The sequence below is a fragment of the Pseudomonas brassicacearum genome (genome assembly GCF_000585995.1).
Lineage (GTDB): Bacteria > Pseudomonadota > Gammaproteobacteria > Pseudomonadales > Pseudomonadaceae > Aquipseudomonas > Aquipseudomonas brassicacearum_A.
In genome coordinates this window covers 5,415,368-5,441,748 of record NZ_CP007410.1, presented here as the reverse complement: position 1 = coordinate 5,441,748, position 26,381 = coordinate 5,415,368, and the positions used below count along the sequence as shown (strand labels likewise).

The following is a 26,381-nucleotide window of genomic DNA, read 5'->3' as shown; positions in this document are numbered from 1 at the left end:
TAGTGTTCCCCGCGACGGCAGATTATCGTGCAGGTCTATTGAAGCGAATTTTCGGAGACTGCCCATGAGTGATGCCCACAATGCCGTGATCACCCGGTTCTACCAGGCCTTCCAGCGCCTGGACGCTGAAGCGATGAGCGCCTGCTACACCGACGACGTGGTGTTCAGCGACCCGGCGTTCGGCGAACTGCGCGGGCGCGATGCCGGCGACATGTGGCGCATGCTCACCACCCGGGCCAAGGACTTTTCCCTGACCTTCGATAACGTGCGCAGCGATGAGCATACCGGTGGTGCCCATTGGGTCGCGACGTACCTGTTTAGCCAGACCGGCAACATCGTGATCAATGACATTCAGGCGCGTTTCGTTTTTCGCGACGACAAGATCTGTGAGCACCATGACAGCTTTGATCTGTGGCGCTGGTCCCGGCAGGCGTTGGGCGCCAAGGGTCTGCTGCTGGGCTGGACGCCGCTGGTGCGCAACGCCGTCAGGGCCCAGGCCCTCAAGGGGCTGCGGGCATTCCAGGCCAGTCGCTGATAAGATCGCGGCTTGTTTCCTTCGTCCGTTGAACATGCCGTGACCACCGTCAACCTCTCTGCCGATCCGCCTGTGCACGCCGCGAGCGAACCGGGCAAACCCTGGTTCGTCTACCTGGTGCGGGCCGCCAACGGCTCGCTGTACTGCGGCATCAGCGATGACCCGCTACGGCGTTTTGCCAAGCATCAAAGCGGCAAGGGCGCGCGCTTCTTTCTCTCCAGTCCGGCGGTGGCGTTGGTGTACACAGAAGCTTGCCGCGACAAGCGCGAAGCCCTGCGCCAGGAGCGGCTGATCAAAAAGCTCAGGAAAAGCGCCAAGGAATGCCTGGTGGCGAGCGCCGCGCGACCTCATCAACCGGACTGATAGGCCCTCATCAGGAGGGTAGGCCGCCCGTCCCTGGCGCGCTAAGCTGCGGGACTTACTTCCTGCAGTGGCGAATCTCATGTCAGAGCTGATTCTTCATCATTACCCGACGTCTCCCTTCGCGGAAAAAGCCCGTCTATTGTTGGGTTTCAAGGGCTTGTCCTGGCGTTCGGTGCACATCCCGCCAATGATGCCCAAACCCGACCTGACGGCCCTGACGGGCGGCTACCGCAAGACCCCGGTATTGCAGGTCGGCGCGGATATTTATTGCGACACGTCCCTGATTGCCCGCCGACTGGAACAGGAAAAAGCCTCGCCGGCGCTGTTCCCCGAAGGCCGGGAAATGATCGCGGCGTCTTTTGCGGCATGGGCCGACTCGGTGGTGTTCCAGCATGCGGTGAGCCTGGTGTTCCAGCCGGAATCGGTGGCGATGCGTTTCGCTAAACTACCGCCTGAAGCAATCAAGGCATTCATCGCCGACCGTGCCGGGCTGTTCAGTGGTGGTACCACCACACGCCTGGCTGCCGAGCAAGCCCGGCACCAGTGGCCGACGATCATGGCGCGCCTCGAGCAACAGTTGCAGCGTGAGGAAGGCGACTTCCTGTTGGGTGATCCCTCGATTGCCGACTTCGCCATGGCCCATCCGCTGTGGTTCCTCAAGGGCACGCCGGTGACCTCGCCGCTGGTGGACGCTTACCCGGCCGTCTCGACCTGGCTGGCGCGAGTATTGGGTTTCGGCCATGGTGCGTCGAGCGCGATGAGTTCCGAGGAAGCCTTGGAAGTGGCCCGCAACGCTACGCCGGCGGCGCTGCCGGATGAATCATTCGACGAGCCGAACGGGTTTACGAAGGGGCAACAGGTATCGATTGCCGCGACCGACTATGGCGTCGACCCGGTGGTTGGGGAGTTGCTGTTTGCCGGTCGTGAAGAACTGATCCTGCGCCGCGAGGATGAGCGTGGCGCAGTGGTGCATGTGCACTTTCCGCGGTTTGGGTTTCGGATCGAGGCGCGCTGAGCAACCAATGACCGGTGGGAGCGAGCTTGCTCGCGATGGCGGTCTGCCTGGGCCAGTGATGTTGAATGTGCCGCCGCCATCGCGAGCAAGCTCGCTCCCACAAGGGGGATGATCAGATGGCGGACAACGCCTTGAGAATATTCTCCGGCTCATACCCACGCATCAATGTGCCATTCACATCGAGAATCGGAATCCCCCGGCCGCCCAGCGCCTCGTAGGCCTTGCGCGCTTCGGCATCTTTCTCGATATCGAACTCGCGAAACGGCACGCCTTTCTCATCCAGGAACCGTCGGGTGGCCTTGCAGTAGCCGCACCAGTCGGTGGCATACAGCACGACGCGGGCATTGGTTCGGACCTGCTCGGAAACCATCTGTGACGGGTTGAACACCCGCTCGATCTTGCCCCAGTTCTGGTACGCCACCACCACCAGCAGAATCAGCAGAAACTTCTTCAGCACCCTACCGAGCATCAATTACGTCGCTTGAGCTGGTCGGTCAGCGACGTGGGCAACCCCTTGATGATCAGTGTGCCGGCTTCTTCGTCATATTCGATCTTGGAGCCCAGCAGGTGCGCTTCGAAGCTGATGGACAACCCTTCGGCGCGGCCGGTGAAGCGGCGGAACTGGTTGAGGGTGCGTTTATCTGCCGGGATCTCCGGCGACAGGCCGTAGTCCTTGTTGCGGATGTGATCATAGAAGGCTTTCGGGCGATCTTCGTCGATCAGCTCGGACAGTTCTGCCAGGCCCATCGGCTCGCCAAGTTTGGCCTGGCTGCTGGCGTAATCCACCAGGGTCTTGGTTTTTTCCCGGGCATCGTCTTCAGGCAGGTCTTCGCTTTCGACGAAGTCACTGAAGGCCTTGAGCAGGGTGCGGGTCTCGCCAGGGCCGTCGACGCCTTCCTGGCAGCCGATGAAGTCGCGGAAATACTCCGAGACTTTCTTGCCGTTCTTGCCCTTGATGAAAGAGATGTACTGCTTGGATTGCTTGTTGTTCTGCCATTCCGACACGTTGATCCGCGCCGCCAGGTGCAATTGGCCCAGGTCCAGGTGACGGGACGGGGTCACGTCCAGCTCGTCGGTGACGGCCACGCCTTCGCTGTGGTGCAGCAGGGCAATCGCCAGGTAGTCGGTCATGCCTTGTTGATAGTGGGCGAACAGCACATGGCCACCCACCGACAGGTTGGATTCTTCCATCAGTTTCTGCAGGTGTTCCACCGCCACGCGACTGAAGGCGGTGAAATCCTTGCCGCCGTCGAGGTATTCCTTCAGCCAACCGCTGAACGGGTGCGCGCCAGACTCGGCATGGAAAAAGCCCCAGGCCTTGCCTTGTTTGGCGTTGTAGCTCTCGTTGAGGTCGGCGAGCATGTTCTCGATGGCTGTGGACTCGCTCAGTTCGGAGTCGCGGGCATGGAGCACTGCGGGTGTGCCGTCGGGTTTTTTGTCGATCAGGTGGACGATGCAATGACGGATCGGCATGGGTTTCTCGGCTGGTGAAAGAGAGGAGGGCGCGCTCCCCGAAAAAGGGCCCAGTGTACCGCAATCACTGGTTTTGGAACCCTGCAAAGCCTCTTTCAGACCCTTGCGGCACCCCATATGCAATTTTTTACCGTTTTAGCGCAAGAAAGCTGACCAAATGGGTAGCTAGAGGCGGATATTTCCCCTGCTCTGTGCTAGTTTTGCCCGGTCTTACGCGAAGTCACTGCGTTAAGCGTGCATTCAGCATCTGTCAGGTCGAACCAAACCCGGTTTTCGGCATCTATTACCCCGATCCGTCGTGGTGAGTGCCGAGGGTGCCTGATCAACAGAGATCGGGCTCGATGGCTGACACTGCACTCTGCAATCCATATGAATTTGATAGGGAAGGAACACTACATGGCTCTTACTAAAGACCAACTGATCGCTGACATCGCTGAAGCCATCGACGCGCCGAAAACCACCGCGCGTAACGCTCTGGACCAACTGGGCCAAATCGTTGCCGATCAGCTGGAAAACGGCGGCGAAATCACCTTGCCAGGTATCGGCAAGCTGAAAGTCACCGAGCGTCCTGCCCGTACTGGCCGTAACCCTTCGACTGGCGCTGCCATCGAAATCGCTGCCAAGAAAGTGATCAAGCTGGTTGTGGCCAAAGGCCTGACCGACGCGGTCAACAAGTAAGATCGTTGCAAAAAAAACCGTGCCGCGGAGCGATCCGGGCACGGTTTTTTGTTGCCTTGGAAAAAGTGTCCTATGGTGCGGGAATAATTCCTCACAGTGCGGCTTTTGTGGCGAGGGAGCTTGCTCCCGCTGGGTTGCGCAGCCCCCCAAAGCAGGCTGAGCCTGGTCTGCCTGATTCACCGAAGTGTCAGGGCTTGGGGCTGCTGCGCAGCCCAGCGGGAGCAAGCTCCCTCGCCACAGGAGGTCGCCTTCAGTCCTTGCGGACCCAGCGCGCCTGACGCCAGGCCTGTTGCTGCGCCTCGGTTTGGAAGGTCCAGGCCACGAAGCGGCTCTGCTTCTGGCCCTGGGACATTTCCACCACCTGGCTGTGCAGTGCACCGGCTTTTTTCAACGCGGCCTGAATGGCTGGCAGGTTCGAAGCCTTCGACACCAGCGTGCTGAACCACAGCACTTGCCGGGCCAGTTGAGCGCTTTCGCTGATCAGCTGTGTGACGAACCGGGCTTCCCCACCTTCGCACCAGAGTTCGGCTGCCTGGCCGCCGAAGTTCAGCACCGGCAGTTTGCGTTTCGGATCGGCCTTGCCCAGCGCCCGCCATTTGCGCTGGCTGCCCTTGGTGGCTTCCTCCAGGGACGCGTGGAACGGTGGATTGCACATCGTCAGGTCGAACCGCTCGGCGTCCTCCAGCAAGCCCAGCAAGATCTGCTTGCGGTTGGCTTGCTGGCGAAGCTGGATAGCCTTGTTCAGCCCGTTGGACTGGACAATGGCCTTGGCCGAGGCGATGGCCGTCGGATCGATCTCCGAGCCGAGGAAGTGCCAGCGGTAGTCGCTGTAGCCGATCAGCGGATAGACGCAGTTGGCGCCCGTGCCGATGTCCAGCACCTTCACTGCCGCACCCCGAGGGATCTCGCCTTCGTTATGACTGGCGAGCAAATCGGCGAGGAAGTGCACATAGTCCGCGCGACCGGGCACTGGGGGGCACAGGTAGTCGGCCGGAATGTCCCAATGGGCGATGCCATAGAAGGATTTGAGCAGCGCCCGGTTGAACACCCGCACCGCATCGGGGCTGGCGAAGTCGATGCTTTCCTTGCCATACGGGTTGATGATCACGAACTTGGCCAATTCAGGCGTGGACTTGATCAACGCCGGGAAGTCGTAGCGGCCCTGGTGGCGGTTGCGGGGGTGCAGGCTAGCCTTCTCCCGCGGCGCCACGGCTTTGGCCTCGGTGGCGGGTTTGGGCTTCTGGCGTGCAGGTCTGGGTGTGCGGGGGGCGGTCATGGGCGGGTCGATTCGGGGATGGCTCAAAAAGTGGCGGGTATTGTCCCACATCCAGCCTGGTCTTGAGGCTTGCGCCGATTAAATGTGGGAGCGAGCTTGCTCGCGATGGCAGCGACACATCCAGCATTGATGCAAGCTGACCCACCGCTATCGCGAGCAAGCTCGCTCCCACAAGGGGGGGGCAGCGCTCGTAAGAAAGTGACAGGCATAAAAAAGGAGGTCCATCAGGACCTCCTTTTTTATTGCGGACCACTGTTACAGACTGGAGATCCGCGCATGCTGCTCGGCCAGCTTGCCCAAGGCCTGCTCGGCCTCGGCCAGTTTGGCCCGTTCCTTCTCGATGACTTCGGCCGGGGCCTTGTCGACGAAACCGGCGTTGGACAGCTTGCCGCCGACCCGCTGCACTTCACCCTTCAGACGCTGGATTTCCTTATCCAGGCGCGCCAGCTCCGCCGCTTTGTCGATCAGGCCGGCCATCGGCACCAGCACTTCCATCTCGCCGACCAGGGCGGTGGCCGACAGTGGCGCTTCTTCGCCGGCGGCCAGCACCGTCACGGATTCGAGCTTCGCCAGCTTCTTGAGCAGCGCCTCGTTTTCGTTGAGGCGGCGCAGGTCTTCGGCGCTGGCGTTCTTCAGGAACAGGGCCAGTGGCTTGCCCGGACCGATGTTCATTTCGGCGCGGATGTTACGCAGGCCCAGCATGAAGGTCTTGAGCCATTCGATGTCGTCTTCGGCCGCCGGATCGATGCGGGTTTCATTGGCCACCGGCCAAGGTTGCAGCATGATCGTCTTGCCTTGGGCGCCTGCCAGCGGTGCGACGCGCTGCCAGATTTCCTCGGTGATGAACGGCATGAACGGATGCGCCAGGCGCAGGGCCACTTCCAACACGCGCACCAGGGTGCGACGGGTGCCGCGCTGGCGTTCGACCGGTGCGTTTTCGTCCCACAGCACCGGCTTGGACAGTTCCAGGTACCAGTCGCAATACTGGTTCCAGATGAACTCGTACAAGGCTTGTGCGGCCAGGTCGAAACGGAACTGATCGAGCTGGCGGGTCACTTCGGCCTCGGTGCGCTGCAACTGCGAAATGATCCAGCGATCGGCCAGGGTCAGCTCGAAGGCTTCGCCGTTCTGGCCGCAGTCTTCGCCTTTGTCCAGCACGTAGCGCGCAGCGTTCCAGATCTTGTTGCAGAAGTTGCGGTAGCCCTCGACGCGGCCCATGTCGAACTTGATGTCACGACCGGTGGACGCCAGCGAGCAGAAAGTGAAGCGCAGGGCGTCGGTGCCGTAGCTGGCGATGCCGTCGGCGAATTCTTCGCGGGTGGCCTTCTCGATCTTCTTCGCCAGTTTTGGCTGCATCAGGCCGGACGTGCGCTTTTGCACCAGGGCTTCCAGGTCGATGCCGTCGATGATGTCCAGCGGGTCCAGGACGTTGCCCTTGGACTTGGACATCTTCTGGCCCTGGCCGTCGCGCACCAGACCGTGGACGTAGACGGTCTTGAACGGTACTTGCGGGGTGCCGTCTTCGTTCTTCATCAGGTGCATGGTCATCATGATCATCCGGGCGACCCAGAAGAAAATGATGTCGAAACCGGTGACCAGCACGTCGGTGGAGTGGAATTTCTTCAGGAACTCGGTCTGTTGCGGCCAGCCCAGGGTGGAGAAGGTCCACAGGCCCGAACTGAACCAGGTGTCGAGTACGTCGTTGTCCTGCTGCAACGCCACGTCTGGGCCGAGGTTGTGCTTGGCGCGGACTTCGGCTTCATCGCGGCCGACGTAGACCTTGCCCGACTCGTCGTACCAGGCCGGGATGCGATGGCCCCACCACAGCTGACGGCTGATGCACCAATCCTGGATGTCGCGCATCCACGAGAAGTACATGTTTTCGTATTGCTTGGGCACGAACTGGATGCGACCGTCTTCCACCGCGGCAATCGCCGGCTCGGCCAGGGGCTTGGTGGACACGTACCACTGGTCGGTCAGCCATGGTTCGATGATGGTGCCGGAGCGGTCGCCTTTCGGGACTTTCAGGGCGTGATCGTCGACGCTGACCAACAGGCCGGCGGCGTCGAATGCCGCGACGATCTGCTTGCGTGCCTCGAAGCGGTCGAGGCCGGCGTATGCGGCCGGCAGCGTGCCGTCGACACTTTCGTTCAGCGTGCCGTCGAGGTTGAACACCTGGGCCGCCGGCAACACGTTGGCGTTTTTGTCGAAAATGTTCAGCAGCGGCAGATTGTGGCGCTTGCCGACTTCGTAGTCGTTGAAATCGTGGGCCGGGGTGATCTTCACGCAGCCGGTGCCGAACTCAGGGTCGCAGTAATCGTCGCCGATGATCGGGATGCGCCGGCCAACCAAAGGCAGTTCCACGAACTTGCCAATCAGGGCCTGGTAGCGCTCATCGTTCGGGTTCACCGCCACGGCGGCGTCACCGAGCATGGTTTCCGGGCGCGTGGTGGCGACGATCAGGTAGTCCTTGCCTTCGGCGGTCTTGGCGCCGTCGGCCAATGGGTACTTCAGGTTCCACAGGAAACCCTTCTCGTCATGGTTTTCCACTTCGAGGTCGGAAATCGCCGTGTGCAGCTTGGTGTCCCAGTTGACCAGGCGCTTGCCGCGATAGATCAGTCCGTCTTCATGCAGGCGCACGAAGGCTTCTTTCACTGCTTCCGAAAGACCGTCGTCCATGGTGAAGCGCTCGCGACTCCAGTCCACCGACGAGCCGAGGCGACGGATCTGGCGGCTGATGTTGCCACCGGACTCGTCTTTCCATTCCCAGACTTTTTCCAGGAATTTTTCACGGCCCAGGTCATGGCGACTCTGGCCCTGGGCTTCGAGGCGGCGCTCTACCAGCATCTGCGTAGCGATACCGGCGTGGTCGGTACCCGGTTGCCACAGGGTGTTACGGCCTTGCATGCGGCGGAAACGGATCAGGGCGTCCATGATCGCGTTGTTGAAACCGTGGCCCATGTGCAGGCTGCCGGTGACGTTCGGCGGCGGGATCATGATGGTGTAGGAATCGCCCGCGCCTTGCGGAGCGAAATAATTCTCGGACTCCCAGGTGTTGTACCAGGAAGTTTCAATGGCGTGCGGCTGGTAGGTCTTATCCATGCGCGGCGGGACCCTATTGGCATTTATTCAGGAAAAGCCGGGAAGTATAGCGGGGCGTGGGGCGCAGGGCGAGTCGGGGCGGCGGTGATTGCTCGTATTCCGGCCGATAAACATTGTGGCGAGGGAGCTTGCTCCCGCTCGGCTGCGAAGCAGTCGCAAAAGGTCTGCTGGTTTGGGGCCGCTTCGCGCCCCAGCGGGAGCAAGCTCCCTCGCCACAGAAGCGGGGGAGTGCTGTTACTCGTACTGACTGAGCAACCGCTCCATCCGTGCATCCAGCCGACGCTTGATCTCGGTCTCGATGTGCGGGGCGAAGTCGTCGATGACGTCCTGCATGATCAGCTGCGCGGCGGCGCGCAATTCGCGGTCCAGGTGCAGCAGAGCGTCGGGGCCTTTGGTTTCGGGCTTGGCAGCGGGCTTGGGTTCGGGCTGGCCGTTGATCGGCTCGAACAACAGTGGGATCTGTTCGTCGTGCACGAGGTCGTGCTCCACCGTATCGGTCAACAGCGGTGGTTGCAGGTTGTCGTCGCCGAGCAGCTGGCGGATCGACTCGAGGTCATCCAGCAGGTGCGCGGGTTTTTGCGGTGGTTTTGGTGTGTCCATCGTAGGCTCAGAGTCGCTGTAAACGGTGGTCTTGCAGAGGATAGCCCTGTTCGCGGTAGAAACGAAAACTCTCCCGCGCGGCTTGTCGGATGACCGGGTCTTCCACCACCACTTCCGCCACGCGGGCGAAGCGCTGGGCGAAAGCTGGCACTTTCAGATCAAGGTTGACCAGCAGGTCCTGGTGCTGACCGCAGTCATCCCCCAGCCCAAGCACGATCAGCCCTTCGGGTTCGCTTTCGGCCGGGCCATGGGGCACGAAGCTTTCGCCCTTGAAGGCCCACAGGCGTGCATCGAGGTCATCGCGCTGGGCGGCATCGCTGCAATGCAGGTAGATGCGATGGCCCATGCGCCAGGCCTTTTCGGTGAGTTTGCAGGCAAAATCCAGCCGCGCCGATGGATCGGCGCTGGGCAGGATGTAGAAATCGACTTTGGTCATTGCAGTTCCTGAGCCGCCGATGACGCCCCCCGAAGGTGGCGGCAACGACGGTCATCGGTGTCAGGCCTTGGCGCGGTCCAGCAGGTACTGGGTCAGCAGGGGAACCGGACGGCCGGTGGCGCCCTTGTCCTTGCCGCCGCTGGTCCAGGCCGTGCCGGCGATGTCCAGGTGCGCCCAGTTCAGGTTCTTGGTGAAGCGCGACAGGAAGCACGCCGCCGTGATGGTCCCGGCTTTCGGACCGCCGATGTTGGCGATGTCGGCGAACGGGCTGTCCAGTTGTTCCTGGTATTCATCGAACAGCGGCAATTGCCAGGCGCGGTCGTCGGCTTGCTGGCCGGCGTTGAGCAGTTGGCCGATCAGTTCGTCGTTGTTGCCCAGCAGGCCCGAGGTGTGGGCGCCCAGGGCGACGACGCACGCGCCGGTCAGGGTGGCGATGTCGATCACCGCTTGTGGCTTGAAACGCTCGGAGTAGGTAAGGGCGTCACACAGCACCAGGCGGCCTTCGGCGTCGGTGTTGAGGATTTCCACGGTCTGCCCGCTCATGGTGGTAACGATGTCACCCGGACGCGAGGCGGTACCACTGGGCATGTTCTCGGCGCAGGCCAGGATGCACACCAGGTTGATCGGCAGTTGCAACTCGAGCACGGCACGCAGGGTGCCGAACACGCTCGCGGCGCCGCCCATGTCGTACTTCATTTCATCCATGCCTGCACCCGGCTTGAGGCTGATGCCACCGGTGTCGAACGTAATGCCTTTGCCCACCAGCGCGTAGGGTTTCTCGGATTTCTTGCCACCGTTGTATTGCATGACGATCAGGCGGGGTGGCTGGGCGCTGCCCTGGCCGACGGCGTAGAACGAACCCATGCCGAGGTCTTTGATTTTCTTTTCGTCGAAGACTTCGACCTTCAGGCCCTTGAATTCTTTGCCCAAGGCCTTGGCCTGCTCACCCATGTACGTCGGATGGCAGATGTTCGGCGGCAGGTTGCCCAGATCGCGGGTGAAGGCCATGCCGTTGGCAATTGCGGTGGCGTGAGTCACGGCGCGCTGCACTTCAGCCTGGGCGGCCTTGATGGTCAACAGGGTGATTTTTTTCAGGGCGCGGCGTTCGGCCTTCTGGCTCTTGAAACGGTCGAACTGGTATTCGCCGTCCACCAGGGTTTCGGCCAGCAGGCGGTTCTTGCCGTAGCTGTCGCGGCCCTTGATGACCAATTCGTCCAGAGCCAGGGCGGCATCGGCGCCACCCAGGCTTTTGAGGGTGCCGAGCACGCCCGCGATGATTTTACGGAACGGACGGTCGCCGAGTTCGGCGTCCTTGCCCACACCCACCAGCAGCACGCGGTCGGCCTTGAGGTTGGGCAGGTTGTGCAGCAACAGGCTCTGGCCAACTTTGCCGGCCAGGTCGCCACGCTTGAGCACGGCGCTGATGGCGCCGTCGCAGAGGGCATCGAGTTGGGTGGCGACGACGCCGAGCTTGCGGTCTTCACCAACGGCAACCACCAGCGTGGCGGTTTTCAACGTTTCTGGGCTGACGCTTTTTACAACCAGTTCCATGTGCGGATCCCTGAGTGAATGGTCAAGATGCCAGGCGCCGAGACAATGGCGCGCTGAGCGAGCTTCTTCTATATAAAAGAAGCGCCGGTGTTTGCCGGCGACAAAGGCCGCAGTTTGAACCCCGGCGCCCGAGCCTGACAACCCTCGGCAACGCTAACTTTGCGGCTTTAAGCACCGGTTTAAAGCGTGCGCAGTGACAGGCGCCCACAATCACAGGATAATGCGGCTCTTTTTTCGGCGGTTCGCCTTGGCGGGCCGGCTCGATACGTTTGCTTGTTTGGCCGCCTTAGCCTGACAACCTTGGAGTGTCTGGTTTGATCGTCTTTCGTTATCTCTCCCGCGAAGTCCTGTTGACCCTAAGCGCCGTCAGCGCCGTGCTGCTGGTCATCATCATGAGCGGGCGCTTCATCAAATACCTCGCCCAGGCGGCCTCCGGCGCCTTGGACCCGGGCTCCCTGTTCCTGATCATGGGGTTCCGCCTGCCGGGCTTCCTGCAACTGATCCTGCCACTGGGGTTGTTCCTGGGTATTTTGCTGGCCTACGGCCGCTTGTACCTCGACAGTGAAATGACCGTGCTGTCGGCCACCGGCATGAGCCAGCAGCGGCTGTTTCGTATCACGCTGTTCCCGGCCACATTGGTGGCGTTGGTGGTGGCCTGGCTGAGCCTGAGCCTGTCGCCCCAGGGCGCCAACCAGTTCCAGCTGCTGATCAACCAGCAGGACGCCATGACCGAATTCGATACCCTGGTGCCGGGGCGTTTCCAGGCGCTACGTGACGGTACGCGCGTCACCTATACCGAACAGCTCTCGGACGACCGGGTCGACCTGGGGGGCGTCTTCATTACCCAAAAGAACCTGTCTTCCGATACTAAAAAGGATCGCGGTATCTCTGTACTGGTGGCCGAGAAGGGCCGGCAGGAAATCAACCCCGACGGCAACCGCTACCTGATCCTGGAAAACGGCTATCGCTATGATGGCAAGCCGGGGCAGGCCGATTACCGGGCCATCAAGTACGACACCTATGGCGTGTTGCTGCCCAAGCCCGAGGTCAGCGACGAAGTCACCGACCGCGACGCGATGCCCACCGCCAGCCTGCTGGGTAGCAACGACATCCGAGCCCGCACCGAGCTGCAATGGCGCCTGTCGCTGCCGCTGCTGGTATTTATCGTGACCCTCATGGCGGTCCCGCTGTCGCGGGTCAATCCGCGCCAGGGCCGTTTCCTCAAGCTGCTGCCGGCGATTCTTCTGTATATGGCTTACCTGACCATCCTGATTTCCGCCCGCAGTGCGTTGGAGAAAGGCAAGATCCCGCCGGCCCTCGGCTTGTGGTGGGTGCATTCGATCTTCCTGGCCATCGGCCTGGGGTTGCTCTACTGGGAGCCGCTACGCCTGAAGCTGGCCAGTCGTCGCAGCGCGCTGGAGGTGGCCCGTGGTTAAACTCGATCGCTACATCGGCAGCAGCGTGTTCATGGCGATTCTTGCCGTGCTGGGGATCATTCTTGGCCTGGCGACCCTGTTTGCCTTCATCGATGAAATGAGCGACGTCACCGACACCTATACCCTGGCGGACGTCCTGAGCTACGTGCTGCTGACAGCGCCGCGGCGTTTGTACGACATGCTGCCGATGGCCGCGCTGATCGGTTGCCTGATCGGCCTGGGCAGCCTGGCCAGCAACAGCGAACTGACCATCATGCGCGCCGCTGGCGTGTCCATTGGTCGGATCGTCTGGGCGGTGATGAAGCCGATGCTGGTGCTGATGCTGGTGGGTGTGCTGATCGGCGAATACATCGCCCCGGCCACTGAAAATACCGCCCAGGCCAACCGTTCCCTGGCCCAGGGCGGCGGTGATGCACAAAGCGCCAAGCACGGCCTGTGGCACCGCCAGGGCGATGAGTTCATCCACATCAACTCGGTCCAGCCCAACGGTATTCTGTACGGCGTGACCCGTTATCGCTTCGACGATCAGCGGCACATGCTGTCGTCGAGCTTCGCCAAGCGCGCCAAATTCGCCGACGATCACTGGCAGCTGAGCGATGTCACCACCACCCTGTTCCATGACAAGCGCACCGAGGTGGTCGCCGCCCCGGAAGAACGTTGGGAGGTGTCGATCAGCCCGCAACTGCTCAGCACCGTAGTGATGGCGCCGGAGTCCCTGTCGATTACCGGTTTGTGGGGCTACATCCACTACCTGGCGGACCAGGGCCTGAACAACGGCCGCTACTGGTTGGCTTTTTGGGTCAAGGTGTTGCAACCGCTGGTCACTGCCGCCCTGGTGCTGATGGCGATTTCCTTCATCTTCGGCCCGTTGCGTTCGGTGACCCTTGGCCAGAGGGTGTTTACCGGCGTGCTGGTGGGCTTCACATTCCGCATTGCCCAGGATTTGCTCGGGCCATCGAGCCTGGTGTTCGGTTTCTCTCCGCTGTTTGCAGTGCTGGTCCCCGCGGCTGTCTGCGCATTGGCCGGGATCTGGCTGCTGCGCCGGGCGGGTTGACCTCAATTCAATGTGGCGAGCAGGCTTCTGTGGCGAGGGAGCTTGCTCCCGCTGGACTGCGTAGCAGTCCCCTACAGCCTGCCTGACATATCGCCGTGTCGGATAAATCGAGGGCCGCTTCGCAGCCCAGCGGGAGCAAGCTCCCTCGCCACAGAAGCTCATCGACAGGCGAACGTGACGCTTGCGCGCTGTATCAGGTACAATTCCCGGCTATTTTTCGGCGGGCCATGCCTGCAGCCTTTTTGAGTGTTGATCCGTGAGTGATTTGAGTCATATCCGCAATTTCTCCATCATCGCCCACATTGACCATGGCAAGTCGACGCTGGCCGATCGCTTCATCCAGATGTGCGGCGGCCTGGCCGAGCGTGAAATGGAAGCCCAGGTCCTGGACTCCATGGACCTGGAGCGTGAACGCGGGATCACCATCAAGGCCCACAGCGTTACCCTCTATTACAAGGCTCGCGACGGCGTTACCTATCAGCTGAACTTCATCGATACCCCGGGCCACGTCGACTTCACCTATGAAGTCAGCCGGTCGCTGGCGGCCTGTGAAGGTGCGTTGCTGGTAGTCGATGCCGGTCAGGGTGTCGAGGCCCAGTCGGTTGCCAACTGCTACACGGCCATCGAGCAGGGTCTGGAAGTCATGCCGGTGTTGAACAAGATCGACCTGCCCCAGGCCGATCCGGACCGCGTGAAGGAAGAAATCGAGAAGATCATCGGCATCGACGCCACCGACGCGGTCACCTGCAGCGCCAAGACCGGCCTGGGCGTGGACGAAGTGCTCGAGCGCCTGGTGCAGACCATTCCCGCGCCGACCGGTAACATCGAAGATCCGCTGCAAGCGTTGATCATCGATTCCTGGTTCGACAATTACCTGGGCGTGGTTTCCCTGGTTCGCGTGCGCCATGGCCGCGTGAAGAAGGGCGACAAGATCCTGGTCAAATCCACCGGCAAGATCCACCTGGTGGACAGCGTCGGTGTATTCAATCCGAAACACTCCGCCACCGTTGACCTGAAGGCCGGTGAAGTGGGCTTCATCATTGCCGGCATCAAGGACATCCACGGGGCGCCGGTCGGTGACACCCTGACCTTGAGCTCCACCCCCGACGTCGATGTGCTGCCAGGTTTCAAACGTATCCAGCCCCAGGTCTACGCCGGCCTGTTCCCGGTCAGCTCCGACGACTTCGAAGACTTCCGCGAAGCCCTGCAAAAGCTGACGCTGAACGACTCGTCCCTGCAATACACCCCGGAAAGCTCCGACGCCCTGGGCTTCGGTTTCCGTTGCGGGTTCCTGGGCATGCTCCACATGGAAATCATCCAGGAGCGCCTGGAGCGCGAGTACGACCTGGACCTGATCACCACGGCGCCGACCGTAATCTTTGAGCTGCTGCTCAAGAACGGCGAAACCATCTACGTCGACAACCCGTCCAAGCTACCGGACCTGTCGGCCATCGAGGACATGCGCGAGCCGATCGTGCGGGCCAACATCCTTGTGCCGCAGGAACACCTGGGCAACGTCATTACCCTGTGCATCGAGAAGCGTGGCGTGCAGCACGACATGCTGTTCCTCGGCACGCAGGTCCAAGTGACCTACGACCTGCCGATGAACGAAGTGGTATTGGATTTCTTCGATCGCCTGAAATCCACCAGTCGCGGCTATGCTTCGCTGGACTATCATTTCGATCGTTACCAATCGGCTAACCTGGTGAAGCTGGATGTGCTGATCAACGGTGAGAAGGTCGATGCCCTGGCATTGATCGTGCACCGTGACAACGCGCACTACAAAGGTCGCGCGTTGACCGAGAAGATGAAGGAACTGATTCCGCGGCAGATGTTCGACGTGGCAATCCAGGCCGCCATTGGCGGGCAGATTGTGGCGCGTACAACCGTCAAGGCGCTCAGAAAGAACGTATTGGCCAAATGCTACGGCGGCGACGTCAGCCGTAAGCGCAAGCTGTTGGAAAAGCAAAAGGCCGGTAAAAAACGCATGAAGCAGGTCGGTAACGTGGAAATTCCACAGGAAGCCTTCCTTGCGGTGCTCAGGTTGGATAGTTAGGTCCTATGTCGCTAAATTTCCCGCTGTTGCTGGTTATCGCCGTGTTCGTCTGCGGTCTGTTGGCGTTGCTTGATCTGTTGTTCCTGGCGCCTCGGCGCCGGGCGGCCATCGCCTCCTATCAGGGCAGCGTCAGCCAGCCTGATGGTGTGGTGGTCGAAAAGCTCAACAAGGAACCGCTGCTGGTCGAGTACGGCAAGTCGTTCTTCCCGGTGCTGTTCATCGTGCTGGTGCTGCGCTCGTTCCTGGTGGAACCCTTCCAGATCCCGTCCGGCTCGATGAAGCCGACCCTGGACGTGGGCGATTTCATCCTGGTGAACAAGTTCTCCTACGGGATCCGCCTGCCGGTGATCGACAAAAAGGTCATCGAGATCGGTGACCCGCAACGCGGCGATGTCATGGTGTTCCGCTTCCCGAGCGACCCGAACGTCAACTACATCAAGCGTGTGGTCGGCCTGCCGGGCGACAAGGTTCGCTACACTGCCGACAAGCGCCTGTTCGTCAATGGCGAATCGGTGGCCGAACAACTGATCGGCTCCGAGCCGGGCACGCTGGGCAGCGCTGAGCTCTACCAGGAAAAACTCGGCGAAGCCGAGCACTTGATCCGCAAGGAAATGAGCCGCTACCGCGCGACGCCGGACCGTTCGTGGACCGTGCCCGCCGGGCACTATTTCATGATGGGCGACAACCGCGACAACTCCAACGACAGCCGTTACTGGGATGATCCAAACATTCCCAAGGACATGCTGGGCATGGTCCCCGACCGGAATATCGTCGGCAAGGCCTTCGCCGTCTGGATGAGCTGGCCGGAACCCAAACTCAGCCACCTGCCGAATTTCTCGCGGGTTGGCCTGATCAAGTAATCACACACGGCGCTGTTGAACACAGCGCCGAATGCATTTCTGGAGCCTGCACTAGGCGCCCGAAGGCATGAAGCCAACGATAGTCAGGACGTCATTTTTGAACACAGCGTTAATTGTCCCAAGCCAACGGCGCTTTGCCGCCGTGGCGGTGGAAACCAGCCACGAACTCAGCGTGGGTAAACCGTGAGCGCTTCTCTCAGCCGTCTCGAGCGTCAGCTCGGTTACACCTTCAAGGACCAGGAACTGATGGTCCTGGCCCTCACTCACCGCAGTTTTGCCGGGCGCAACAACGAACGCCTGGAATTCCTCGGTGATGCCATCCTCAACTTCGTGGCTGGCGAGGCGCTGTTCGAGCGTTTCCCGTTGGCCCGCGAAGGCCAGTTGTCGCGTCTTCGCGCGCGATTGGTAAAAGGTGAGACCCTGGCCGTGTTGGCCCGTGGTTTCGACTTGGGCGACTACCTGCGCCTGGGCTCCGGTGAATTGAAGAGCGGCGGTTTCCGGCGCGAGTCGATTCTGGCCGATGCCCTGGAAGCGTTGATCGGCGCGATCTACCTGGACGCCGGCATGCAGATGGCGCGCGAGCGCGTGCTGGCCTGGTTGACCTCCGAGATCGACAGCCTGACGCTGGTGGACACCAACAAGGATCCGAAAACCCGGTTGCAGGAATTCCTGCAATCACGCAGTTGCGAGCTGCCACGCTACGAAGTCGTGGATATCCAGGGTGAGCCGCATTGCCGAACCTTCTTCGTTGAATGCGAAGTGGTCTTATTGAATGAAAAAAGCCGGGGCCAGGGTGTGAGTCGTCGTATTGCCGAACAGGTAGCGGCCGCCGCAGCACTGATTGCCTTGGGCGTGGAGAATGGCAATGACTGATACAACCGTCACCCGCTGCGGCTATGTCGCCATTGTCGGCCGGCCGAACGTGGGCAAGTCCACGCTGCTGAATCACATCCTGGGCCAGAAGCTCGCGATCACCTCGCGCAAGCCCCAGACCACTCGCCACAACATGCTGGGCATCAAGACCGAAGGCGCCGTCCAGGCGATCTACGTCGACACCCCGGGCATGCACAAGGGCGGCGAAAAGGCCCTTAACCGCTACATGAACAAGACCGCTTCGGCGGCGTTGAAAGACGTCGACGTGGTGATCTTCGTGGTCGATCGCACCAAGTGGACCGACGAAGACCAGATGGTCCTCGAGCGTGTCCAGTACGTCACCGGTCCGCTGATCGTGGCACTGAACAAGACCGACCGCATCGAAGACAAGGCTGAGCTGATGCCGCACCTGTCCTGGTTGCAGGAACAGTTGCCGAACGCCCAGATCATGCCGATCTCCGCCCAGCACGGTCACAACCTCGACGCGCTGGAGCGAGTGATTGCCGAGCACCTGCCGGAAAACGATCACTTCTTCCCCGAAGACCAGATCACCGACCGCAGCAGCCGTTTCCTCGCCGCCGAGCTGGTGCGCGAGAAAATCATGCGCCAGATGGGCGCCGAGCTGCCGTACCAGATCACCGTGGAAATCGAAGAGTTCAAGCAGCAGGGCAAGACCCTGCACATCCATGCCTTGATCCTCGTCGAACGTGACGGCCAGAAGAAAATCATCATTGGCGACAAGGGCGAGCGCATCAAGCGCATCGGCACCGAGGCGCGCAAGGACATGGAGCTGCTGTTCGACTCCAAGATCATGCTCAACCTGTGGGTCAAGGTGAAGGGCGGCTGGTCCGATGACGAGCGCGCGCTGCGGTCGTTGGGTTACGGCGACCTGTAATCCCAAGATCATGGTGGGCGGGCTTTTGTGGCGAGGGAGCTTGCTCCCGCTCGGCTGCGAAGCAGTCGTAAAATCAGGCAATGCGGTGTGTCTGACTGAACGAAGTCGCTGAACCTGGGGCTGCTTCGCAGCCCAGCGGGAGCAAGCTCCCTCGCCACAAGGCTCTCTTCTATAGTCGATATCTTCTGATATTCAGGCCCCTGATGTCCCCAACCCAACCCATCGCCCAACCCGCCTACGTCCTCCACAGCCGCGCCTATCGCGAAAGCAGCGCCCTGGTGGACTTCCTCACGCCGCAAGGGCGTTTGCGGGCGGTGTTGCGCGGGGCTCGGGGCAAGGCGGGGACGCTGGCGCGGCCGTTCGTGCCGCTGGAAATCGAGTTCCGCGGGCGGGGCGAGTTGAAGAATGTCGGGCGCATGGAAAGCAATGGCGTGGCGGCATGGCTCAACGGCGAGGCGTTGTTCAGCGGCTTGTACCTCAATGAATTGCTGATCCGCCTGCTGCCCGCCGAAGATCCCCATCCCTCCGTCTTCGATCACTACGCCGCCACGCTGTCGGCCCTGGCCGAAGGTCGTCCGCTGGAGCCGCTGCTGCGTTCGTTCGAATGGCGGCTGCTGGACGACCTCGGCTATGGTTTTGCCCTGAACACCGACCTGCACGGTGAACCCATCGCCGCCGACGGTCTGTACCGCTTGCAGGTGGATGCCGGCCTGGAGCAGGTCTACCTGCTGCAACCCGGGCTGTTCAACGGCGCCGAGCTGCTGGCCATGGCCGAGGCCGACTGGAGTGCGCCGGGCGCGCTGTCGGCAGCCAAGCGCCTGATGCGCCAGGCCCTGGCGGTTCATCTGGGTGGTCGACCGCTGGTCAGCCGCGAGCTGTTTCGCAAGCCCTGATCAACCCGTATGCTGTGGGCCGACTATTTGTCCATTCAGGAGCCTTTTCGTGAGCACCAGCAATCGCATTCTTCTCGGCGTGAACATCGACCATGTTGCCACCCTGCGCCAGGCCCGCGGAACGCGCTACCCGGATCCGGTCAAGGCCGCACTGGACGCCGAAGAGGCGGGCGCCGACGGCATCACCGTGCATTTGCGTGAAGACCGTCGCCACATCCAGGAGCGCGACGTGCTGCTGCTCAAGGACGTGCTGCAAACCCGCATGAACTTCGAAATGGGCGTGACCGAAGAAATGATGGCGTTCGCCGAGCACATTCGCCCGGCGCATATTTGCCTGGTGCCCGAGACGCGCCAGGAATTGACTACCGAAGGCGGCCTGGACGTGGCCGGGCAGGAAGAACGGATCAGCTTGGCGGTGGAGCGGCTATCAAAAACCGGTGCTGAAGTGTCGCTGTTCATCGACGCCGACGAGCGGCAGATCGCCGCCGCCAAGCGTGTCGGCGCGCCGGCCATCGAACTGCACACCGGTCGCTATGCCGATGCCGAAACGCCCACGGACGTCGCTGATGAGTTGCAACGAGTGGCCGACGGCGTCGCCTTCGGCCTGGCCCAGGGCCTGATCGTCAATGCCGGCCATGGCCTGCACTACCACAACGTCGAAGCCGTCGCGGCCATCAAGGGCATCAACGAACTGAACATCGGCCATGCACTGGTGGCCCATGCGCTGTTCGTCGGGTTCAAGTCGGCGGTGGCGGAGATGAAGGCGCTGATCCTGGCTGCCGCGAAGTCCTGACCGCAGCCACAGGACCCAATGTGGCTGCTCACCTAAGGCTTGCCTGAACCATTGTGGCGAGGGAGCTTGCTCCCGCTGGGCTGCGCAGCAGTCCCCTGGATCAGTCAGACCCACCGGGTTGTCAGGGAGTTATTAGGGCCGCTTCGCGCCCCAGCGGGAGCAAGCTCCCTCGCCACAGGTTCATCACAGCATCGGATGGTGTACAGCCATCAGAGCGGCGGTGTTTCCTGGTTCGGCTTGCTCTTGTCGACACCCGGCACGTGCAGGTTGCCCTCGGCCACCTGGTTGCCTTCGAGCTGCGGCTGCGTGACCCAGGTCAGGATGTCGTAGTAGCGACGGATGTTCGCCACGAAATGCACCGGCTCGCCGCCCCGGGCGTAGCCGTAGCGGGTCTTGCTGTACCACTGTTTCTGGGACAGGCGCGGCAGGATCTTCTTCACGTCCAGCCACTTGTTCGGGTTCAACCCTTCCTTGGCCGCCAGTTTGCGGGCGTCGTCCAGGTGGCCGCTGCCCACGTTATAGGCGGCGAGGGCGAACCAGGTGCGGTCCGGCTCCTCGATGCTCTCGTCCAGTTGGTCCTTCATGTAGGCCAGGTACTTGGCGCCACCCATGATGCTCTGCTTCGGATCCAGGCGGTTGGATACGCCCATGGCCTGGGCGGTGTTCTGGGTCAGCATCATCAGGCCGCGCACGCCGGTCTTGGAGGTCACCGCCGGTTGCCACAGCGATTCCTGATAGCCGATCGCGGCCAGCAGGCGCCAGTCGACTTTCTCTTTCTTGGCGTAGGCCTTGAAGTGTTGTTCGTATTTGGGCAGCCGTTGCTGCAAATGCTGGGCGAAGGTGGTGGCGCCCATGTAGCCGAGGACATCGACGTGTCCGTAATAACGGTCCTTGAGGCGTTGCAGGGTGCCGTTCTTCTGCACCTTGTCGAGGTAGCTGTTGATTTCGTTGAGCAGGCTGTTGTCTTCGCCGGGGCCCACGGCCCAGCTCTGGCTGCGGGCGTCGCCCAGGTCGAAGGCCACGCGCACGTTGGGGAAGTACACCTGGTTCATCGCCACTTCGTTGGAGTCGACCAGGGTCAGGTCGATCTGGCCCTCGTCGACCATGCGCAGCAGATCGACCACTTCAACCGCGTCGGATTCTTCGTATTCAATGCCTGGATATTGCTGTTTCAGTTGCGCCAGTTGTTCGGCGTGGGTGCTGCCCTTGAGCACCATGATCTTCTTGCCGGCCAGCGCGGCTGCGTCGGTGGGGCGGGACTGACCGTTGCGGTAGATGATTTGCGGGGTAACTTCCAGGTAGGCGTGGGAAAACCGCACCTGTTTCTTGCGCTGCTCGCTGCTGACCAGGCCGGCAGCCGCCAACACCGGGCCGTTGGGCTTGCCGATCTGGCTGAACAGGTCGTCGAGGTTGTCGGCGGTCTCGATTTTCAGCTCCACCCCCAAATCGTCGGCGAAGCGCTTCACCAGCTCGTATTCGAAGCCGGTTTCACCGTTGCGATCCTCAAAGTAGGTGGCGGGGCTGTTTCGGGTGATCACCCGCAGCACGCCATCCTCCTTTACGCGCTCCAGTGTGTTGGGTTTCTCAACACAACCACTGAGCACCAGGAAGAGTCCGGTTGCGATCAGCCATTTGGCATACCGCGGACGCAAAGCCGTTGGGGAAAACATCTGCGCAGTATACGCAAACGGCCCCTGCCGCCATATCTCGACAGCAAAAGGCCAGTCTGCTAGCCGTTGCAAAACATGTCCGCGACACAGGCGGGCCGGCGTGCGGCGGGTTTTGTACCGATGAAAAATATCTCGCCGCGATCCCCGGAATGAGCTCCCGACAGGGCCGTTGGCGCAAAGACCGACATTCGGCCCGCATCGCGCGTGCCGTTTCGGGTGCCGTCGCCAGCGGTTTAGGCTAGAATGCACGGCCTCAAAGCACACCCCCTTCCCGAGGCTGTCCCGAAGATGTTGATCCTGCGCGGCGCTCCTGCCCTTTCTGCCTTTCGCCACAGCAAACTCCTTGAGCAACTGAGCCAGAAGGTCCCGGCTGTCAGTGGCTTGTATGCTGAATTCGCTCACTTCGCCGAAGTCACCGGCGGTTTGACCGGCGACGAACAGCAGGTGCTCGCGCGCCTTCTGAAGTACGGTCCCAGTGTTCCCGTCCAGGAGCCGACCGGTCGTCTGTTCCTGGTGCTGCCGCGTTTCGGCACCATTTCGCCGTGGTCGAGCAAGGCCAGCGACATCGCCCGCAACTGCGGCCTGGCGAAAATCCAGCGTCTGGAGCGCGGCATTGCCTTTTATGTCGCCGGTGAGTTCAGCGAGGCCGAGGCCCAACTGATCGCCGACGGCCTGCACGACCGCATGACCCAGGTCGTGCTGGGCAACCTGGAGCAGGCTGCCGGCCTGTTCAGCCATGCCGAACCCAAGCCACTGACCGCCATCGACGTGCTGGGCGGTGGCCGTGCCGCGCTGGAAAAAGCCAACGCCGAACTGGGCCTGGCCCTGGCCGAAGACGAGATCGATTACCTGGTCGCCGCCTTCCAGGGCTTGAAGCGCAACCCGCACGACATCGAATTGATGATGTTCGCCCAGGCCAACTCCGAGCACTGCCGCCACAAGATCTTCAACGCCAGTTGGGACATTGATGGCCAGAGCCAGGAAAAAAGCCTGTTCGGCATGATCAAGAACACCTACCAGATGCACAACGAAGGTGTGCTCTCGGCCTACAAGGACAACGCCGCGGTAATCGTCGGCAACGTTGCCGGTCGTTTCTACCCGAACCCTGAGACCCGCCAGTACGGTGCGGTCCAGGAGCCGGTGCACATCCTCATGAAGGTCGAGACCCACAACCACCCGACCGCCATCGCCCCGTTCCCGGGCGCGTCTACCGGTTCCGGTGGCGAGATCCGCGACGAAGGCGCCACCGGGCGCGGCGCCAAGCCCAAGGCCGGCCTGACCGGCTTCACCGTGTCGAACCTGCAGATCCCGGGCTTCGAACAGCCGTGGGAAAAGCCGTACGGCAAGCCTGAGCGCATCGTCAACGCCCTCGACATCATGATCGAAGGTCCCCTGGGTGGCGCGGCGTTCAACAACGAATTCGGCCGTCCGGCCCTGACCGGTTACTTCCGTACCTTCGAACAGTCCATCACCACCCCTCGCGGTGAGGAAGTTCGCGGCTACCACAAGCCGATCATGCTCGCCGGCGGCATGGGCAACATCCGCGCCGACCACGTGCAGAAAGGCGAGATCCTGGTCGGCTCCAAGCTGATCGTCCTCGGTGGCCCGGCCATGCTGATCGGCCTGGGCGGTGGCGCTGCCTCCTCCATGGCCACCGGCACCAGCTCGGCGGACCTGGACTTCGCTTCGGTCCAGCGGGAAAACCCGGAAATGGAACGCCGTTGCCAGGAAGTCATCGACCGTTGCTGGCAGCTGGGTGAACACAACCCCATCAGCTTTATCCACGACGTCGGCGCGGGTGGCCTGTCCAACGCCTTCCCGGAACTGGTCAACGACGGTGGCCGCGGTGGCCGCTTCGAACTGCGCAACATTCCAAACGATGAGCCGGGCATGGCCCCGCACGAAATCTGGAGCAACGAATCCCAGGAGCGTTACGTCCTGGCGGTCGGCCCGGCCGACTTCGAGCGTTTCCAGGCTATTTGCGAACGCGAGCGCTGCCCGTTCGCCGTGGTCGGCGAAGCCACCGCCGAGCCGCAACTGACCGTCACCGACAGCCACTTCGGCAACAGCCCAGTGGATATGCCGTTGGAAGTGCTGCTGGGCAAGGCCCCGCGCATGCACCGTTCGGCGGTTCGTGAAGCCGAGCTGGGCGATGATTTCGATCCGTCCACCCTCGACATCGCCGACTCCATCGAGCGCGTCCTGCATCACCCGGCCGTGGCCAGCAAAAGCTTCCTGATCACCATCGGCGACCGCACCATCACCGGCCTTGTGGCCCGTGACCAGATGGTCGGCCCATGGCAGGTGCCGGTGGCTGACGTGGCCGTGACCGCCACCAGCTTCGACGTCTACACCGGCGAAGCCATGGCCATGGGCGAGCGCACGCCGCTGGCGCTGCTGGACGCCCCGGCGTCGGGCCGCATGGCGATCGGCGAGACCCTGACCAACATCGCGGCTTCGCGCATTGGCAAGATTTCCGACATCAAGCTGTCGGCCAACTGGATGTCTGCCGCCGGTCACCCGGGTGAAGACGCCCGCTTGTACGACACCGTCAAGGCCGTCGGCATGGAGCTCTGCCCGGAGCTGGGCATCACCATTCCGGTGGGCAAGGACTCCATGTCCATGGCCACGCGCTGGAACGACGAAGGCGTGGACAAGAGCGTGACCTCGCCGCTGTCGCTGATCGTGACCGGTTTTGCTCCAGTCACCGACATCCGCCAGACCCTGACCCCGCAACTGCGCATGGACAAGGGCACCACCGACCTGATCCTGATCGACCTGGGTCGTGGCCAGAACCGCATGGGCGCCTCGATCCTGGCCCAGGTGCACGGCAAGCTCGGCTCGCAAGCGCCGGATGTCGATGATGCCGAAGACCTGAAAGCGTTCTTCGCCGTCATCCAGGGCCTCAACGCCGACGGTCACCTGCTGGCTTACCACGACCGTTCCGATGGCGGCCTGCTGACCACCGTGGTGGAAATGGCCTTCGCCGGTCACTGCGGCCTGAGCCTGACCCTCGACAGCGTTGCCGAATCCACGGCCGAAATCCCGGCCATCCTGTTCAACGAAGAACTGGGCGCGGTGATCCAGGTTCGCCAGGACGCCACCCCGGACATCCTCGCCCAGTTCAGCGCGGCGGGCCTGGCCGATTGCGTCTCGGTGATCGGCCAGCCGATCAACAACGCCCACATCAATATCACCTTCAACGGCGACACCGTCTTCGAAGGCCAGCGCCGCCTGTTGCAGCGCCAGTGGGCTGAAACCAGCTACCAGATCCAGCGCCTGCGGGACAACGTCGAGTGCGCCGAGCAGGAGTTCGACGCGCTGCTGGAAGAAGACAACCCGGGCCTGAGCGCCAAGCTGAGCTACGACGTCAACCACGACGTGGCCGCGCCCTACATCAAGAAAGGCATTCGCCCACAAGTGGCGGTACTGCGCGAGCAGGGCGTCAACGGTCAGGTGGAAATGGCGGCGGCGTTCGACCGTGCCGGTTTCAGCGCGATCGACGTGCACATGAGCGACATCCTGGCCGGCCGTGTCGACCTGAACGACTTCAAGGGCATGGTGGCGTGTGGCGGTTTCTCCTACGGCGACGTGCTGGGTGCCGGTGAAGGCTGGGCCAAGTCGGCGTTGTTCAACAGCCGCGCCCGCGACGCGTTCCAGGGCTTCTTCGAGCGTACCGACAGCTTCACCCTCGGCGTGTGCAACGGTTGCCAGATGATGTCCAACCTGCACGAGCTGATCCCGGGCAGCGAGTTCTGGCCGCACTTCGTGCGTAACCGTTCCGAGCAGTTCGAAGCGCGCGTGGCGATGGTCCAGGTGCAGGAATCGAACTCGATCTTCCTGCAGGGCATGGCCGGTTCGCGCATGCCGATCGCCATCGCCCACGGCGAAGGTCATGCGGAGTTCGAAAGCGAAGAAGCGCTGCTCGAAGCCGACCTGTCCGGTTGTGTGTCGCTGCGGTTTGTCGACAACCATGGCAAAGTCACCGAAACCTACCCGGCCAACCCGAACGGCTCGCCGCGCGGGATCACCGGCCTGACCAGCCGCGACGGCCGCGTCACGATCATGATGCCGCACCCGGAGCGGGTGTTCCGCGCGGTGCAGAACTCGTGGCGTTCGGACGACTGGAACGAAGACGCGCCATGGATGCGCATGTTCCGCAACGCGCGCGTCTGGGTGAACTAAGGCCGTGTACAAGCTCTGCTTCTTCGTCCCGGCCAGCCATGTGGACGTGGTCAAGAGCGCCGTATTCGCTGCCGGTGGTGGGCGAATCGGCGACTACGAACACTGCGCCTGGCAGGTGTTGGGCCAGGGCCAGTTTCGCCCGTTGGACGGCAGCCAGCCGTTCATTGGCGAGGCGGGGCAGGTCGAACAGGTCGAGGAATGGAAAGTGGAGCTTGTCGTTGCCGATGAGCTGATTCGCGGAGTGGTGGAGGCGCTGAAACAGAGCCATCCCTACGAAACGCCGGCGTATGAAGTGTGGCGGTTGGAGGATTTTTGATCCTCTGGCCGTTGAAATGAAAAACCCGCTGATTGAATCAGCGGGTTTTTTATTGGGCGCTTTTTGAAGCCGATTCACCGGTGTACACGGAACCCTGTGGCGAGGGAGCTTGCTCCCGCTGGGCTGCGCAGCAGCCCCCTGGATCTGCCAGGCACACCGAGTTGCGAGGGAGTTATTTGGGGCTGCTTCGCACCCCAGCGGGAGCAAGCTCCCTCGCCACAGGGGATTGTGTTCTTCCTGAGAGTGGTGTGGATCACAGGTTTCGTGAACTGCACAAATCCACTGTGGGAGCGGGCTTGCTCGCGAAGAGGCCAGATCAGA

At 61.9% G+C, this 26,381-nt stretch carries 22 protein-coding genes; 14 read left to right on the top strand and 8 right to left on the bottom strand.

All coding sequences use genetic code 11. From position 1 onward, the window contains the following. The first annotated feature begins 64 nt into the window (after positions 1-64). The 3 genes from CD58_RS23275 to CD58_RS23265 all read left to right on the top strand — a co-directional run bounded on the left by CD58_RS23275 (position 65) and on the right by CD58_RS23265 (position 1,913). The gene (locus CD58_RS23275) at positions 65-535 is read left to right on the top strand and encodes a nuclear transport factor 2 family protein (protein ID WP_025215349.1); all 471 of its coding nucleotides are present in this window, start codon (positions 65-67) and stop codon (positions 533-535) included. 39 nt (positions 536-574) lie between these two features. After that, on the top strand, positions 575-898 hold the full coding sequence (locus tag CD58_RS23270; protein ID WP_025215348.1) for a GIY-YIG nuclease family protein: 324 nt from the start codon (positions 575-577) through the stop codon (positions 896-898). A 79-nt stretch (positions 899-977) separates the two neighbouring features. Beyond that, positions 978-1,913, top strand: coding sequence for a glutathione S-transferase family protein (locus tag CD58_RS23265; protein ID WP_025215347.1), 936 nt, complete (start codon positions 978-980; stop codon positions 1,911-1,913). Positions 1,914-2,025: 112 nt separating this feature from the next. Here the strand turns inward: CD58_RS23265 and CD58_RS23260 are convergent, their stop codons facing one another. Both CD58_RS23260 and yejK read right to left on the bottom strand, forming a co-directional pair. Beyond that, positions 2,026-2,382 carry a glutaredoxin family protein gene (locus tag CD58_RS23260; RefSeq protein ID WP_025215346.1) on the bottom strand — a complete coding sequence of 119 codons (357 nt, stop codon included), beginning with the start codon at positions 2,380-2,382 and terminating at the stop codon, positions 2,026-2,028. Next, positions 2,382-3,386 carry a nucleoid-associated protein YejK gene (gene yejK / locus CD58_RS23255; protein ID WP_025215345.1) on the bottom strand — a complete coding sequence of 335 codons (1,005 nt, stop codon included), beginning with the start codon at positions 3,384-3,386 and terminating at the stop codon, positions 2,382-2,384. Before yejK ends, CD58_RS23260 begins: the two co-directional genes overlap by 1 nt. 396 nt (positions 3,387-3,782) lie before the next feature. Here yejK and CD58_RS23250 point away from each other — a divergent pair, with 396 nt between their 5' ends. Continuing rightward, a complete protein-coding gene (locus tag CD58_RS23250; protein WP_007905514.1) occupies positions 3,783-4,064 on the top strand; it encodes an HU family DNA-binding protein in 282 nt (93 codons plus the stop codon). 250 nt (positions 4,065-4,314) lie between these two features. On the opposite strand, the gene rlmF is transcribed toward CD58_RS23250, so the two are convergent. The 5 genes from rlmF to CD58_RS23225 all read right to left on the bottom strand — a co-directional run bounded on the left by rlmF (position 4,315) and on the right by CD58_RS23225 (position 11,029). Then, positions 4,315-5,340 carry a 23S rRNA (adenine(1618)-N(6))-methyltransferase RlmF gene (gene rlmF, locus CD58_RS23245; protein ID WP_025215344.1) on the bottom strand — a complete coding sequence of 342 codons (1,026 nt, stop codon included), beginning with the start codon at positions 5,338-5,340 and terminating at the stop codon, positions 4,315-4,317. Between the two features lie 255 nt (positions 5,341-5,595). Continuing rightward, positions 5,596-8,442 carry a valine--tRNA ligase gene (locus CD58_RS23240; RefSeq protein WP_025215343.1) on the bottom strand — a complete coding sequence of 949 codons (2,847 nt, stop codon included), beginning with the start codon at positions 8,440-8,442 and terminating at the stop codon, positions 5,596-5,598. 234 nt (positions 8,443-8,676) lie between these two features. Further along, a complete protein-coding gene (locus tag CD58_RS23235; protein ID WP_025215342.1) occupies positions 8,677-9,042 on the bottom strand; it encodes a hypothetical protein in 366 nt (121 codons plus the stop codon). A 7-nt stretch (positions 9,043-9,049) separates the two neighbouring features. Next, positions 9,050-9,478, bottom strand: coding sequence for a DNA polymerase III subunit chi (locus CD58_RS23230; protein ID WP_025215341.1), 429 nt, complete (start codon positions 9,476-9,478; stop codon positions 9,050-9,052). Positions 9,479-9,538: 60 nt separating this feature from the next. Then, positions 9,539-11,029 carry a leucyl aminopeptidase gene (locus CD58_RS23225; protein WP_025215340.1) on the bottom strand — a complete coding sequence of 497 codons (1,491 nt, stop codon included), beginning with the start codon at positions 11,027-11,029 and terminating at the stop codon, positions 9,539-9,541. A gap of 314 nt (positions 11,030-11,343) precedes the next feature. Between CD58_RS23225 and lptF the strand changes: the two genes are divergently transcribed. The 8 genes from lptF to pdxJ all read left to right on the top strand — a co-directional run bounded on the left by lptF (position 11,344) and on the right by pdxJ (position 19,889). After that, entirely contained in the window at positions 11,344-12,465 is a 1,122-nt protein-coding gene (lptF, locus tag CD58_RS23220; RefSeq protein ID WP_025215339.1) for an LPS export ABC transporter permease LptF, read from the top strand. Beyond that, positions 12,458-13,519: an LPS export ABC transporter permease LptG gene (lptG, locus tag CD58_RS23215; RefSeq protein WP_025215338.1), complete on the top strand. Its 1,062-nt coding sequence runs from the start codon at positions 12,458-12,460 to the stop codon at positions 13,517-13,519. The genes lptF and lptG overlap by 8 nt, the downstream gene beginning before the upstream one ends. A 256-nt stretch (positions 13,520-13,775) precedes the next feature. Next, on the top strand, positions 13,776-15,575 hold the full coding sequence (gene lepA / locus CD58_RS23210; RefSeq protein ID WP_025215337.1) for a translation elongation factor 4: 1,800 nt from the start codon (positions 13,776-13,778) through the stop codon (positions 15,573-15,575). A gap of 5 nt (positions 15,576-15,580) precedes the next feature. Continuing rightward, positions 15,581-16,435, top strand: a complete 855-nt coding sequence (gene lepB, locus CD58_RS23205) for a signal peptidase I (protein WP_025215336.1) — start codon at positions 15,581-15,583, stop codon at positions 16,433-16,435. Positions 16,436-16,618: 183 nt separating this feature from the next. Continuing rightward, positions 16,619-17,308: a ribonuclease III gene (gene rnc / locus CD58_RS23200; RefSeq protein WP_025215335.1), complete on the top strand. Its 690-nt coding sequence runs from the start codon at positions 16,619-16,621 to the stop codon at positions 17,306-17,308. Next, entirely contained in the window at positions 17,301-18,203 is a 903-nt protein-coding gene (gene era, locus CD58_RS23195; protein ID WP_025215334.1) for a GTPase Era, read from the top strand. The genes rnc and era overlap by 8 nt, the downstream gene beginning before the upstream one ends. Before the next feature lie 203 nt (positions 18,204-18,406). Next, positions 18,407-19,096, top strand: a complete 690-nt coding sequence (recO, locus tag CD58_RS23190; protein ID WP_025215333.1) for a DNA repair protein RecO — start codon at positions 18,407-18,409, stop codon at positions 19,094-19,096. A 49-nt stretch (positions 19,097-19,145) separates the two neighbouring features. Next, positions 19,146-19,889, top strand: coding sequence for a pyridoxine 5'-phosphate synthase (pdxJ, locus tag CD58_RS23185; protein WP_025215332.1), 744 nt, complete (start codon positions 19,146-19,148; stop codon positions 19,887-19,889). Between the two features lie 209 nt (positions 19,890-20,098). On the opposite strand, the gene mltF is transcribed toward pdxJ, so the two are convergent. Beyond that, positions 20,099-21,559, bottom strand: coding sequence for a membrane-bound lytic murein transglycosylase MltF (gene mltF / locus CD58_RS23180; RefSeq protein ID WP_025215331.1), 1,461 nt, complete (start codon positions 21,557-21,559; stop codon positions 20,099-20,101). Positions 21,560-21,847: 288 nt separating this feature from the next. On the opposite strand from mltF, the gene purL reads away from it, so the two are divergent. Both purL and CD58_RS23170 read left to right on the top strand, forming a co-directional pair. Further along, positions 21,848-25,744, top strand: coding sequence for a phosphoribosylformylglycinamidine synthase (purL, locus tag CD58_RS23175; RefSeq protein WP_025215330.1), 3,897 nt, complete (start codon positions 21,848-21,850; stop codon positions 25,742-25,744). 4 nt (positions 25,745-25,748) lie between these two features. Then, entirely contained in the window at positions 25,749-26,060 is a 312-nt protein-coding gene (locus tag CD58_RS23170; RefSeq protein WP_025215329.1) for a YqfO family protein, read from the top strand. Positions 26,061-26,381: the final 321 nt, after the last annotated feature.